Genomic DNA, 13,785 nt, shown 5'->3' on the forward strand with positions numbered 1-13,785 from the left:
GGGTGCTTGCCGGCAGCCCGGCCGAGATCGCCGCTCAGATCGAGCGGATCGCCGGCTGGTACGGCGAGGACGTCGACCTCACCCTCACCACCCACTCCGGACACCTGCCCTACGAGGACTCGGCGCGCTCGCTCACCCTCTTCGCCGAGGAAGTCGTTCCCCGGCTGCCGTTCGCCCGGCTGATCACGGAGGACCGATGACCACGGCCCGCACCGCCCCCACCGCCGCTGCGCAGGCGCAGCCCGCCGGGGCACCCCCCACCGCCTCTCCATTGCGCTGGTGGGCGCTGGCGGCCCTGGCCGCCGCCCAGCTCACCCTCGTGATGGAGATGAACCTGGTGCCGGTGGCTCTGCCCTCGGTCCAGCGGGAGCTCGGACTGTCCGGCGCGGAGCGGGCGTTGGTGGTCTCCGTGTACACCCTGTCCTTCGGCCTGCTGTTCCTGCCCGCCGGTCGCCTCTCGGAACGCCTGGGCAGACGCCGCGCGTTCGTCGTCGGCCTGGCCGGCTTCGGCGCCGCCTCCCTGCTGACCGGAACGGCAGACGGTCCCAGCGAGCTGCTCGTCCTGCGCGGCCTGCAGGGCGCCTTCGGGGCCCTGGCGCTGGCCCCGGCCAGCATGGCACTGGTGGCCAAGACCTTCCCCGACCCGCGCGAACGGGGCACCGCCATCGGCGTGTTCACCGCGGTGGCGGGGGGCGGAGGCGGGCTCGGCGTCCTGTTCGGCGGCCTGCTGACCGAACACGCGGGCTGGCGGTGGTGCATGTACGGGCTCGCACCGCTCGCCGCGTTCGCGATCGCCGTGGCGCTGTACGCCATCCCCGCCGACACCCCGGCCGAGCATCGCACCACGGGGCCGCTGCTCCCCCTCCGGGTGGTACGGGACCGCACCAGGGCCGGGGTCTTCCTGGCCGTGTTCACCGCCAACATCGGCACCTTCGGCGGTTTCACCGTGATCAGCTACACCCTGCAGGAAGACTCGGGCTGGAGCCCCACCGGAGCGGGCCTGGCGATCCTGCCGCTGGCCTCGGTGGTCGTGGCGAACTCCGTGTTCGGCGCACCCCTTCTGCTGCGGGCGCTCACCCCGAAGGCCCTGCTGTCCTCGGGAACCGCGCTCGTCGCGGCGGGCACCGCCTGGCTCGCCGTGGCCACACCCGGCACCTCGTACGCCGCGGGCGTGCTGCCCTCGGTCCTGCTGATGGGCTTCGGCATCACCTGGATCATGATCTCGGCGAACGGCACCCTCGCCCAGCGGACCGAGCCCCGGGACATGGCGACGGCGGGCGGGATGGTGAACATCACCACCCAGCTCGGCGGAGCCGTGGGCGTCCCCCTCATGCTGGCGCTCGACACCCGTACGGCGGCGGTGACAGCCGGTGCGCTGATCGCCGTGGCATCGGTCCTGGTGGCGGTGCTTGTGGACGCTCCGCGCCTGCGCGGGAGCACGCACTGACGACGGCATGGTGGGTCCGAGGGGAAATCCCCCGGACCCACCACAGTCTCCATCGAGAGTAGACTGACGATCTCTCGAGGAGGCACAAAGTGAGCGAATACGTCATTGTTATCACTCCGACCGGCAGTGACGGGAAACCAGATCCCACCGGGCCTCAGACCACCGTGCGGGTCGACACCACGGACGGGCCGCGCATCGTCGAGCTCACCGTTCGTGCCGCGGGTGGTACGGGACTGCACAATCGCGCGCTTCCCATGGTCGACTTCGACCTGCTGGTCCGTGCCATCAGCCCCGGTTCGGCCGCCCTGAATGCGGAGTCCGTCCCTTCCGCCCCCGTCTCCCTCGCCCCTGTGACTCCCGACGAAGACCGTCCGCGGCCTTACCGCAAGATGCCCGAGACCGAGGTGGTCGTGGCGGCCTACGAGGAACTCGACAAAAGCGTCGGAGCCGTCGCCAAGCGGTTCGGTGTGCCGCGGCACACCGCGCAGGCGTGGGTGGGCAGACTGCGCAAGCAGGGTCACATCGACTGAGAGGGCATTCCTCATGAGACTCGCCGACATCGCACGGACGTCCCGGGACATCGGCGCCGCCTCCGCACGTACGGAGAAGATCGCCCTGCTGGCCGACCTGTTCCGGGCGACCGAGCCCGCGGATGCTCCGGTCGTGATCACCTATCTGGCCGGGCGGCTGCCGCAACGCAGGATCGGCGTCGGCTGGAGCACCCTCAAGGAACGACGGCAGCCCGCCGCCGAGCCGCGGCTCGGGGTGAGAGAGGTCGACGCGACGCTCACCCGGATCGCCGCCGTGTCCGGCAAGGGCGCACAGGGCGAGCGGAAGAGGCTTCTCGACGAGCTGATGGGCGCGGCCACCGAGGAGGAACAGCTGTTCCTCTTCCGGCTGATCAGTGGCGAGTTACGCCAGGGCGCCCTCGGCGCCGTGGCCTTGGAGAGCATCGCCGCGGCGGCCGGCGCGGCAGTCGCCGATGTGCGGCAGGCGGTCATGCTGAGCGGTTCGCTGGCCGCCGTCGCGGAGGTGCTGCTTTCCGAAGGCCCGGCCGCTCTCGCCGGTTTCCGTCTCATGGTGGGGCGTGCGGTTCTGCCGATGCTGGCCCACACAGCCAAGGACGTCGACGAGGCCCTCGGCAGGACGGGGCCGTGCGCCCTGGAGGAGAAGCTCGACGGCATCCGTATCCAGGTGCACCGCGACGGTGACGTCGTGCGCGTCTTCACCCGTACACTCGCCGAGATCACCGACCGGACTCCGGAGGTGGTGGCGCTGGTCCGCGCGCTGCCGGTACGTCAAATGGTACTGGACGGGGAACTGCTGGCCTTCGACGAGCGGGGCCGGCCACGGCCGTTCCAGGAGACGTCCGGACGGACCGGCTCCACGCTCGACGTGGCGGGCGCCCGGACGACGGTGCCGCTCTCACCGGTCTTCTTCGACGTGCTGTACGCCGACGGCGAGGACCTGCTCACCACTCCGGCCGCCGAACGGCGCGCGCTGCTCGACCGGCTGGTCCCCGAAGCGCAGCGTGTGCGCCGGCTGGTGGTGGCGGACCCGGCTGATCCGGAGGACCGCGCGTCCGCGACGGCCTTCGCCGCGGACGCGCTCGAACGGGGCCAAGAGGGTGTGGTCGTCAAGTCCCTAGACGCGGTCTACAGCGCGGGGCGCCGCGGCACCTCCTGGCTGAAGGTGAAGCCGGTGCACACCCTGGACCTGGTGGTCCTCGGCGCCGAATGGGGCCACGGCCGGCGCACCGGAAAGCTCTCCAACCTGCATCTGGGCGCACGGGGGGCCGACGGCTCCTTCGCCATGCTGGGCAAGACGTTCAAGGGCCTGACCGACGCCCTGCTCACCCGGCAGACCGAGCGACTGCGGGAGCTGACCGCCACGGAGGAGCCCTGGGGCGTCACCGTACGTCCCGAACTCGTCGTCGAGATCGCCTTCGACGGAGTCCAGCGCTCCACCCGCTACCCCGCGGGCGTCACCCTCCGCTTCGCCCGCGTGGTCCGCTACCGCGAGGACAAGACCCCGGCGGACGCGGACACCGTGGCAACGGTGACCGCATTGCTGCCCTGACCTGCCCGGCGCGGACGCACCCCGGCCAGGCACCCGTGGTCCTCCACGGAAGCCCCGCCGGCGTTGACGTACCACCGCCGCCCAGGCACCTCTCCCCCGTCAGCCGGCGACCGGCTCCGGGCGGCGGACGGCGGGCGGAGTCGTACGCAGCCCCCGCGCCGCGTGCTCCTCCGCGACCGCCCGGAGCACCAAGGCCCAGGCCTTGCCCAGTTGAGCGGAGAGCTCCGGGTACGGAGCGCCGCTCCACGCGGCCGCCTCGATCCCGGCGACCACCCCCGCGACGAGCGTCCGCGCGGCGTCCTCCGCCACGCCCTGGCGCAGTGCCCCCTCCTCCGCGGCCCGCACGAGCAGCCGCCCCGTCGTGGCCACGCACACCAGGTGGTAGTTGAGCACCGGGCGTTCGCCGCCGGCACGCTCGCGTCCGACACGGAAACTGGCCCGCACGATCGGGTCCGCCGACGCCCATGCGGCCAGGGCGTGGGTGGTGTCGATCAGCGACTGCAGAGCCGGCTGCCCGCTGCGGCCCAGCGCGAGGACCGTTTCCTCGAGCAGACGGCAACCGCTCTCCTGAACCGCGGTGGCCAGTTCCTGCTTGCTCGCGAAGTGGAAGTACAGCGCCCCCTTGGTCACTCCTGCGACCCGGCTGATGTCCCCCAGACTGGCCTCGGCGTACCCGTACCGGTCGAAGAGTTCCGCGGCGGCCTCGACGAGCCGGGCACGGGTGCGCTCGGATCGCTCCTGCATACCCCTCACCCCACCTGCATGAGCTGGCGGTCGTCCGCCTCCGGCTCATCGAGGAGCTTCGGTGAAGCGGTGAGCACCGCGTGCTGCAGCTCACGGAGCTGTTCCGAAGGCTCCAGGCCGAGCTCGCGGACCAGCGTGCCCCGCAGCCGCTGGTACACGTCGAGCGCCTCGGTGCGCCGGCTGGACCGGTACAGCGCAAGCATCAGATGCGCGTGCAGGTTCTCGTGAGTGCGATGCTGCTGCACCAGCACGCTGAGATCCCCTATGAGTTCGCGGTGCCGCCCCTGCCGCAGGTCCAGTTCGATGCGGTGTTCCTGCACACACAGGCGTGCCTCCTCCAGCCGCCTGGCCTCCAGTGCAAGGAGCGCTCCGACCTGTACGTCCCCGAAGGCGGGCCCCCTCCACAGGCCTAGCGCCGCTCGCAGGGTCCGCGCCGCCGTATCAGTGTCGCGGTCGGCGAGGGCCTGGAAGGCTAGGCCGGACAACCGCTCGAACTCCTTTACGTCGCTGGTGCCTTCACCTCGGTCGAGCAGATATCCACCGGGCCGCGTCACCAGGATCCGCTTCGCGTCCTGAGCGGGCCTGCCGTCAGCCTCCAGGGCCGTGCCGACGGCTCCGCGCAACTGCATCACGTACGTCTGCAGCGTCGCCTGCGCGCTCCGCGGCGGCTCCGACCCCCACAGCTCACCGATCAGCGCCCCCACGGACACGACCTGGCCGGAGTGCACCGCCAGAGTGGCCAGCAGCTGTCGCGGTTTCGACGCGGACGGCGCCACCGGCACACCATTCACACTCACGTCGAACATGCCGAGAACCTTCAGGTCCATCGCTTCTCCTCTCCACCCCATCGAGGCTTCCAAAAGGCGTTCTCCAGGGCCAGTGCAGGGCTCCTCAGGCAGGGATGAAGCACGCCCGGAACGACCATGAGAACTTCACAGAAGGCTTGTGAGGCAGACACTGCCCACGGCCCCCTGGCCGGGGACAGACTCCTGGTCACCGCCGCAGGGTGCGGCTGGGTTATCCAAGGGGGATGCATGAACCTCACGCACGCAGTCGCCACCGCCGTTGTCGTCACCGCTCCCACCGTGTGCGAGGAGCTGGTCGTGGAGGAGCTGGTCTCGCAGACCGCCGAGCAGTTCCAGCCGGGTACCTGCATCTGCTGGGTCGACGTCTACGGCGACTGAGGCCCCGGGGCCACGTCCCGGAGACGTACCGTCGCTGCGCGCCCGCCGGCCATTCCGTGGCCGTGACCGAACGGCCCGGGCGCGCAGCACGCACACGCCGAAGCGAAAGTTTCCGTCCACGCGCCAAGGGGAGACAGTGATGGATGAACAGCCCAGCAGATCGGGTCTCGCCTTCAAACCCCATCTCAAAGCGGAGGTCGTCCCCGGTGAAGGGGTGTATCTCGTATCGGAACGCGGTGTGACGGCGTTACGGGGATCGGGTGTCACCGCGCTCGCGCCCTTGCTCGACGGAACCCGCAGCCTCGACCGGCTGGTGGCCGACGCGGAGCGGATGATCCCTGCCCAGCAGGCGGAGACGGTCGTCTCCCAACTGCTGGCGGCCGGTCTGCTCGACGACCGGGACCCGTCGGCGACGGAACCCGCCGCCGATCTGGCGTTCTGGGAACTGGCCGGGATCGACGGTGTGACCGCCACCCGGCGCGCCTGCGGCACCCCAGTGGAGGTCGTCGGCGTCGGGGAGACGAGCCGCACAAGCGTCGCCGAGCTGGCCGACGCGCTCCTGGCGGCCGGCATCCGGCTGCACCGTCCGGAGGCCGCAGGCGCCGCCGTGCCCGCCGACACCGCCGGCTTCACCCTCGCCGTCTGCGACGACTACACCGACCCGGCGCTCGGCGAGATCGACGCCGCCCACCGGGAGTCTGGGGAGCCGTGGCTACTGATGCGGTTCGTGGGCGAACAGCCCTGGATCGGGCCGGTGTTCCAGCCCGGTGAGGGACCCTGCTGGACCTGTCTCACGGACGCGCTGCGTCGCAACCGTCCGGCCGAGACCTACCTGGACCGGGCGCTGGGCCGACGCGCCTTCACACCTCCCTCGTCACTGGCCGCGGGCCGGGCCGCCGGGCTGCATCTGGCGACGCTGGAGGCCGTCAAGTGGCTCGCCGGGCACCGCCACCCCGGCCAGGACGCCATATGGCGGCTCGACACGCTCACCCTGACCAGCCACCACCATCACGTACGCCGCCGCCCGCAGTGCCCGGCGTGCGGGGACCCCGGGGCCGTCGCCCGCCGGGTCGGCGCTCCGCTGACACTGCGCAGCCGCAGCAAGGCGGCGGTGGACTGCGGTGACCGGTGGCTGTCACCGGAGGAGATGTTCCGCCGGTACGGGCACCTGGTGGATCCGCTGACCGGTGTCGTCAAGGAGGTGCGCCGCGACAGCCGCGGACCGGAGTTCCTCAACTGCTTCCATGCCGGGCACAATCCGGTGCACTCGCCGGACGGGCTGTCCTCCGTACGGGCAGGGCTGCGCAGCACCAGTTCCGGCAAGGGCACCACGGCACTCAACGCCCAGGTCAGCGCCCTGTGCGAGGCGATCGAGCGGCACAGTGGCTTCTTCCAGGGCGACGAGCCGACGCTCCGCGCCTGCTACCGGGAGGTCGCCGACCGCGCCGTGCACCCGGACGAGGTGCAGCTCTTCCACCCGCGGCAGTTCGAGGACCGCGAGGCCTGGAACGCCTCCCACGGGCCGGCGCACCGGATCTGCGAGCCCTTCGACGAGACCGTGCCGCTGGACTGGACGCCGGTGTGGTCACTGACCGGGCGCCGTCACCGTCTGCTGCCGACGTCGATGCTCTACTACGACGCTCCCCGCACACCGGGGAGCCGGTTCTGCTCGGCCAACTCCAACGGCGCCGCGGCGGGCAGCTGCGTCGAGGACGCCATCGTCCAGGGCTTCCTGGAGCTGGTCGAGCGGGACGCCGTCGGTTTGTGGTGGTACAACCGCACCCGGCAGGCGGCGGTCGACATGAAGGCGTTCGACGACCCGTGGGTCCAGGAGGTACGGGAGGGCCACGCCGGCCTGCACCGGGATCTGTGGGTCCTGGATCTCACCAGCGACCTGGGCATCCCGGTCTTCGCGGCGGTCTCGCGGCGCACCGACAAGCCGGCGGAGGACATCACCCTGGGGTTCGGTGCGCACTTCGACCCCCGGCTCGCGCTGCGCCGGGCACTGGCAGAGGTCAACCAGATGCTGCCGCCCGTGGCGCAGGTGCGGGCCGAGGGCAGCGGGTACTCCTGCGACGACCCCGGCGCGCTGGCCTGGTGGCAGGGCGCCACCGTGACGAACCAGCCTTATCTGCTTCCCGGTCCGGGGCTCCCGACCACCGTCCCCGGCTCCTACGTGCCCGTCCGCCGCGGGGATCTGCGGGAGGACGTGGCGGCGATCGAGGACCTCGTCACCGCGCGCGGCATGGAGCTGCTGGTCCTCGACCAGACGCGCCCTGATGTCGCACTGCCCGTGGTGAAGGTGATCGTGCCGGGACTGCGGACGTTCTGGACGCGGTTCGGTCCGGGACGGCTCTACGACGTCCCGGTGCGGCTCGGTCGGCTGCTCGCACCCACCCGCTACGAGGACCTCAACCCGGTCCCGCTGTTTCTTTGACATTGTCAGAAAGGTCCTGCGCCGTGCTCACGTCCTCTTTGCCCCTCATCGGGCCGGAATCCGGTCTGGTCGAGCTGTGGTCACTGCGTCAGGACACCCTGCTGGAACTACCCGACGAGACCACCGGGGCCCCGTCAGCGGGGAGCTCCCCCGACGAGGCGGCGCTGCTGTCGACCCGCTGGGGCGAGACGCGGCTGCCGATCACGGACCCGGTGGTCCTCCTCGCGCTGGAGCGTCTGTCGTACGGTCCGGTGTCGCTGGACAACGTGGTGGCCGGCATCAGCGCACCGGACGGACCGGGAAGCCCGGAGCGTGACGTACTGGCTTCCCTCCTGCGGTCGTTGGAGAACGTCCTCGTGCGTTCGCTGGCCACGAAGGACGGCAAGACGCTGCTGTCGGTGGTCCCGATCTCCCGGTACGCCCGCTTCCGGCCCCCCGCCACGCCCGCCGACGCCGTTCTGCGGCTCTCCCGCTTCGCCGTGCTGCGCACCCACGAGGACGGTCTGTGCGCGGAGTCGCCGCTCGCCGGGCAGCGCGTGGTCCTGCATCAGCTTCGCTCGGCCTGGCTGGTGAGCTGCTTCGCCCGCCCCTTCACTCCGCGGGAGGCGGCAGGGCGGCTGCGCATGCCGGTGGACGACGTGCGCCGGGCCATCTCGTATCTGGAGGCGTCGGGCATGGTGGTCAGAGGGACTCCGCCCGAGGCTGGCGCGAAGGAGGCTGGCGCGAAGGAGCAGTACGCTTTCGCCGAGGACCACGATCCGGCGCTGCTGCCGTGGTCGCCGCACGATCTGATGCTGCACGCCCGCAGCCGGCAGGGCCGCCACGACGACCCGGTGGGTGCCACGGACGGCTTCACGGGCGTGCTGGCAGCGGAACCCGTGGTCGCCCGAGCCCACCCCGGTCCGGTCCGGGTGCCCCTGCCCGTCCCCGAACTGGACCGTGTCCTTGACCGCGATCCCCCCTTCACCGTGGCCCTTGAGGCGCGCCGCTCGGTGCGCGACCACGGCGAACGTCCGCTGGATCTCGTCCAGGTGGGCGAGCTGCTGTACCGCTCCGCGCGCGTACGGTCCATGAGGGCCTTCCGGCCCGACGACGGCGAGCCGGTCCTCACCAGCCGTCCGTACCCGAGCATGGGCGGCGCGTACGCGCTGGAGCTGTATCTCACGGTGAGCAACTGCGCGGGGCTTCCGCGGGGCACCTACCACTACGACCCTGCCGAACACGCCCTGACCCGAGTGGACATGGAAGCGGACAGTCTGGACGAGCTGCTCGCCGAGGCGCGTTCAACGGCCGGTCTGACGGCCGAGCCGCACGTACTGATCACCATGACGGCACGGTTTCGCCGGATGACGTTGAAGTACAGCGGACTTGCGTACAGCGGGCTGCTCAAGGACGTGGGGGTGCTTCAGCAGACGCTGTACCTGGTGTGCACGGCGATGGGTCTGGGGCCGTGCGCTCTGGCGATCGGCGACAGCGACCTGTCCGCGCACGCGCTCGGCCTGGACTGGCGTACGGAGTCGGCCGTGGGCGAGTTCGTCCTGGGCACGCTGCCCTCCGAGCCGGGCGTCGACGGCCCGCTGCCGGCCGCCGTGGAGGTGCACGGACACGACTGGCACGTCCGTTGCACCGAGGAACTGCGGCGCACCCTCGCCCACACCGTTGAGTGACGGTCGGCTGAGGAACGTATGCTTCCGGCCACTTGGAGCCCGGTGCTGCATATGCTGTGGATACCGGAGTGACTTCAGGTGAGGAGCCTTCATGCGTCGAACAGCATCGGCCTCCCGTGACAATCCACTCGAAGAAGGGTTGGCCCCCCGGGCCGAAATGGCGCCACGGGTCGCCATCGCCATCACGACAGTGGTCATCTGCGGCTTCTTCGCGGTCGCCGTCACGTATGTGCTCCAAGCCCGGCACACCACCTTCAGCCTGGTGTTCTGCTTCGCACTGCTGCTGCTCCTACTGGGACTGCAGCTGTGCCATTCCTTCCCCTCGTCCATGCCGCGTGCCGTGACCCGGCACAGCCGCTGGACTCTCGCCGCGCAAACGCTGCTGACGTACGCGCCCTTCACCGTCTTCGACGCCGCCTGGCTGGGCATGCCCGGTTTCCTCGCCGCGTCCTCGCTGCTCGTGCTGCGCACCGCACTGGGCTGGTTCGCCTTCGGCACCGTCGTGGTGACCACCGGACTGCTCCAGTTCGCGGTCGGCTTCGGCGTGGGGCACCTGGCGTACAACTGCGTCGCCACCAGCCTCACCGGCCTCGTCGTCTACGGGTTGAGCCGGCTTGCCGACCTGATCCGTGAGGTTCAGACCGCACGCGAGGAACTCGCTCGCCTGGCCATCACGCAGGAACGTTTACGCTTCGCTCGCGACCTGCACGACCTGCTCGGGTACAGCCTCTCGACCATCACCCTGAAATGTGAACTCACCTACCGTTTCATCCGGTTGGATCCGGAGCGCGCCGAGACCGAGATAACCGAGATCCTCCAGACGGCCCGCCAGGCGCTGGCCGATGTCCGTGCCGTGGCCAGCAGCTATCTACACATGAGTCTGCGCCGTGAGGTCAGCTCCGCCGAGTCCCTGCTGCAGACGATCGGCATCCGGACCGAGGTACGCATCGACGCCGAACTGCCCGCGGGGCACGTCGACACCGTCATGGCGACGGTGCTCCGTGAGGGCATCACCAACGTGCTGCAACACAGCAAGGCCCAGCACTGTGTGATCGAGGCGGCCGTGATCGACGACCGCGTGCGGATCACCGTCGCCAACGACGGGGTGGGAGCGGAGTGCTCAACCCTTCACCCGGTCAACCCCGGGGGCGGCGGCAGCGGTCTGAACAACCTGATCACACGGGTGGGGGCGCTGGGCGGCCAGCTCACCGCGGGCGTACGGGAGGACGGCTGGTTCCAGCTCACCGCAGAGGTCCCCCGGCAGCCCGGCGACTGCGCGCCCTCGGGCGACGAACAGGACGCCGCCGCCCTCCCGAGCCCCTGACCTGCCCGTTCAGAGCCAGCCGAGGTCCCGGGCGATGCGGACCGCGTCCATACGGTTGCGGGCGTTAAGCTTGGTGACGCTGGTCGTCAAATAGTTCCGCACCGTTCCGGCGGACAGGAATAGCCGCCGCGCGATCTCCGGCACGTTCTCCCCCTCCGAGGCCAGTCGCAGCACCTCGGTCTCCCGCGCGCTCAGCGGATTGTCACCCGCCTGCAGCGTGGCGACGGCCAACTGGGGATCGATGACCTGCTGCCCGGCTACCACGGCACGTATGGCCGCGGCCAGTTGATCAGGACCGGCGTCCTTGAGCATAAACCCCGACGCATGGGCCTGAAGGGCCCGCATCAGGTTGCCCGGCCGCCCCAGACTCGTCAGGATCACGGTCCGGCACCCCGGCACCTGTTCGTGCAGGAGACCCGCGGCCCGGATACCGTCCATCCCCGGCAGATCTATGTCAAGGACCGCCACATCGGGCCGCACCTCAAGCGCCACGGGCACCACCTGATCCCCGGCGTCCACCTCGGCCACCACTTCCAGGTCCGCCTCCAGCTCCAGCAGAGCCACCAGTGCCCTACGCAACATGAGCATGTCCTCAGCAAGCAGGATTCTAACCATTGTCCCCCCATGACGCCGCATACGCGGGCGATCCATTCGGTTTCGGCCGATCCTAGCCGCGCGAGAAAAACTTTCACTCAAGATCGTGCAGCAGCGTGCCGAATACTGTCTCCTCCTCGACGCGGACGCCCAGTTCCGCGAGAGCCAGAGGGCCTGAGATCGCACAGGAGGTCACGGGCTATGGCGACGGCGCTTCTTCCCGAGGACCCAGTGAGGTTTTCTCGTGCGCCCAGCAGGACAGGAGGTGACACCGTGACGTAGCGGTGTTCTTGCTGTTCGTAAGCTCGTCGTCGCCTGCCGGTGGAAGTCCGGTCCGGGTAGCTGCCAGGAGGCCCGGTAGCAGGCTGGCGGCGTCGGAGGGAAACGTCCGGCGTCGAAGCCCAGCGTCAAAGGCCCTGTAAAGGGGGAGCGACGATACGGTCCGTAGCATCACGCGAAGCCTGCGGCGTCGTTACTCAGCCATCCTTTCGGGTGGAACGAGGGAGTGCCGAGCCCTTCGAAATCGGGGTGAAGGCCATGGAAGCGGTGAAGATCCTGGACGGGCAGCCGTGAAGGACTCCCCGGCGTATGGGGCGCGGAACGTATCGAGGGTGGCGGCGGGAACTGGGGAGGCCCTCCCTGGCCCGGTGACCTGCGGAGAATCGTCGCCGGAAGCTGCGCGTCCTATAACCGGTGATCCCGGGAAGTGGGCGTGAGCCGGGTGGGCGTCGGAGGTGGCCGTAGTACTGCTTGAGCCGAGGAGACAGCACAACTCCCGGTGAGGGAAGGGCCACTGCTTCGTCGGTGCGTCATGGTGACAAGGAGGGGCCCGGTGAGTGCCCATATGGCTAGTCCCGCCGTCGGGGGACGTTCTCCCTCGGACAAGGTCCGCGCTTTGCAGCATGCGCTTTACCGGTCGGCCAAGGCCGATCCCGGACGGCGGTTCCACGCGCTGGGAGACAAGATCCACCGCAGGGATGTGCTCCGGCGTGCGTGGGCCATGGTGCGTGCCAACAACGGCGCACCGGGCATCGACCGCACCACCCTGGCCCAGGTTGAGGAGTACGGCATCGACCGTCTTCTCGACGAAGTGACCGACGAGTTGGGGCGGGGACAGTATCGTCCCCAGCCCGCCCGCCGGGTGTTCATCCCCAAGCCGGGGGTGAAGGACGAGCGCAGGCCGCTGTCCATCCCGACGGTTCGTGACCGCATCGTGCAGGCGGCGATGAAGATCGTGCTCGAGCCGGTCTTCGAGGCCGACATGCTGCCGTGCAGCTTCGGGTTCCGCCCGAAACGCTCGGCGCACGATGCTCTGCAGGTGCTCATCGACGAGCACCATCGGGGCAGGCGGTGGGTGGTGGAGACGGACATCGCCGAGTGCTTCTCGGCGATCCCGCATGAGGAGTTGATGCGCGCGGTCGAAGAGCGCATCTGTGACCAGTCTGTTCTCAGGCTCCTGCGGCAGATCCTGCGGGCCGGGGTGATGGAGGACGGGCAGGTGCGGCGGCCGGTGACCGGGACCCCGCAAGGCGGTGTGATCTCACCGTTGATGTGCAACGTCTATCTGCACCGGCTGGACCGGGCATGGGACGAGCACGACGGAGTCCTGGTCCGTTACGCCGACGACCTGGTCGTGATGTGTTTCTCCCGCAGTCAGGCCGAGCGGGCACTCGCCCGACTGGCCGCACTGCTGGGGGAGTTGGGGCTGAGGCCGAAGGAGTCCAAGACGAGGATCGTGCACCTGATGACGGACGGGGAAGGCTTTGACTTCCTCGGGTTTCACCATCGTCAGGTCCGCTCCCGGGGACTGCGCGGACGCCGACGCGTCGACTTCCTGGCCCGCTGGCCCTCGGACAGGGCGATGCAGCACGCCCGCGACCGGATCCGGGAGATCACCGCCCGGCGCCGGCTTCCGCTGCATCCCGAAGCGATCGTGGGGGATGTGAACCTGTTCCTCCGCGGGTGGATGGCGTACTTCCGGTACGGCCATTCCGCCCGCCGCTTCAGCAAGATCGGAAGGTTCGCGCGGGAACGCGTCGCGCACTTCATCAGCAGAAAGCACCGGCGCAGCCGGGCCTTCGGCTGGTGGGTGCTGACCGTCTCGTCCCCGAATGAACTTGGCCTGATCAGCCCGTATGGAACCGTCGTGGCACCCAGGGCCGGAAAGCCCTGGCGGGAGAGGCCGAATGCCGTCGGTGAACGGCGTCGGTGAGCCGTGTGCGGGAGAACCGCATGCACGGTTCGAAGCGGCGGGGGCTGGAAACGGAGCGGAAGCACTCCGCCACCGCGCCAGCCCCCGACCCTACAGC

The 13,785-nt window shown here is 70.0% G+C and carries 11 protein-coding genes and 1 pseudogene; 9 read left to right on the top strand and 3 right to left on the bottom strand.

Annotated features, from left to right (window positions below):
• From RH94_RS42985 to RH94_RS10565, 4 genes and pseudogenes are all read left to right on the top strand, one after another.
• Positions 1 to 200, top strand: a pseudogene (locus RH94_RS42985) (hypothetical protein); the annotation flags it as partial.
• On the top strand, positions 197 to 1,447 hold the full coding sequence (locus RH94_RS10555; protein WP_073947359.1) for an MFS transporter: 1,251 nt from the start codon (positions 197 to 199) through the stop codon (positions 1,445 to 1,447). The pseudogene RH94_RS42985 and the gene RH94_RS10555, both read left to right, overlap by 4 nt.
• Before the next feature lie 89 nt (positions 1,448 to 1,536).
• Positions 1,537 to 1,977: a hypothetical protein gene (locus RH94_RS10560; protein WP_143203992.1), complete on the top strand. Its 441-nt coding sequence runs from the start codon at positions 1,537 to 1,539 to the stop codon at positions 1,975 to 1,977.
• 13 nt (positions 1,978 to 1,990) lie between these two features.
• The gene (locus RH94_RS10565; protein WP_073947361.1) at positions 1,991 to 3,526 is read left to right on the top strand and encodes an ATP-dependent DNA ligase; all 1,536 of its coding nucleotides are present in this window, start codon (positions 1,991 to 1,993) and stop codon (positions 3,524 to 3,526) included.
• 99 nt (positions 3,527 to 3,625) lie between these two features.
• Here RH94_RS10565 and RH94_RS10570 read toward each other — a convergent pair whose 3' ends face one another.
• Both RH94_RS10570 and RH94_RS10575 read right to left on the bottom strand, forming a co-directional pair.
• Positions 3,626 to 4,270, bottom strand: a complete 645-nt coding sequence (locus RH94_RS10570) for a ScbR family autoregulator-binding transcription factor (protein ID WP_073947362.1) — start codon at positions 4,268 to 4,270, stop codon at positions 3,626 to 3,628.
• Between the two features lie 5 nt (positions 4,271 to 4,275).
• Positions 4,276 to 5,097 carry an AfsR/SARP family transcriptional regulator gene (locus RH94_RS10575; protein ID WP_073947363.1) on the bottom strand — a complete coding sequence of 274 codons (822 nt, stop codon included), beginning with the start codon at positions 5,095 to 5,097 and terminating at the stop codon, positions 4,276 to 4,278.
• Positions 5,098 to 5,304: 207 nt separating this feature from the next.
• On the opposite strand from RH94_RS10575, the gene RH94_RS41285 reads away from it, so the two are divergent.
• From RH94_RS41285 to RH94_RS10590, 4 genes are all read left to right on the top strand, one after another.
• Positions 5,305 to 5,454, top strand: coding sequence for a hypothetical protein (locus RH94_RS41285; protein WP_199880921.1), 150 nt, complete (start codon positions 5,305 to 5,307; stop codon positions 5,452 to 5,454).
• Positions 5,455 to 5,593: 139 nt separating this feature from the next.
• On the top strand, positions 5,594 to 7,891 hold the full coding sequence (locus tag RH94_RS10580; protein WP_073947364.1) for a TOMM precursor leader peptide-binding protein: 2,298 nt from the start codon (positions 5,594 to 5,596) through the stop codon (positions 7,889 to 7,891).
• A gap of 23 nt (positions 7,892 to 7,914) precedes the next feature.
• Positions 7,915 to 9,558 carry a SagB/ThcOx family dehydrogenase gene (locus RH94_RS10585; RefSeq protein ID WP_073947365.1) on the top strand — a complete coding sequence of 548 codons (1,644 nt, stop codon included), beginning with the start codon at positions 7,915 to 7,917 and terminating at the stop codon, positions 9,556 to 9,558.
• 91 nt (positions 9,559 to 9,649) lie between these two features.
• The gene (locus RH94_RS10590; RefSeq protein ID WP_079188969.1) at positions 9,650 to 10,882 is read left to right on the top strand and encodes a sensor histidine kinase; all 1,233 of its coding nucleotides are present in this window, start codon (positions 9,650 to 9,652) and stop codon (positions 10,880 to 10,882) included.
• A 9-nt stretch (positions 10,883 to 10,891) separates the two neighbouring features.
• On the opposite strand, the gene RH94_RS10595 is transcribed toward RH94_RS10590, so the two are convergent.
• Complete coding sequence (locus RH94_RS10595) at positions 10,892 to 11,497, bottom strand: response regulator transcription factor (protein WP_073947367.1); 606 nt, start codon at positions 11,495 to 11,497, stop codon at positions 10,892 to 10,894.
• A gap of 811 nt (positions 11,498 to 12,308) precedes the next feature.
• Between RH94_RS10595 and ltrA the strand changes: the two genes are divergently transcribed.
• Positions 12,309 to 13,688, top strand: coding sequence for a group II intron reverse transcriptase/maturase (ltrA, locus tag RH94_RS10600; RefSeq protein WP_073946045.1), 1,380 nt, complete (start codon positions 12,309 to 12,311; stop codon positions 13,686 to 13,688).
• The last annotated feature ends 97 nt before the right edge of the window (positions 13,689 to 13,785 follow it).

The sequence above is a fragment of the Streptomyces kebangsaanensis genome, from assembly GCF_001906585.1.
GTDB classification, from domain to species: Bacteria; Actinomycetota; Actinomycetes; order Streptomycetales; family Streptomycetaceae; genus Streptomyces; species Streptomyces kebangsaanensis.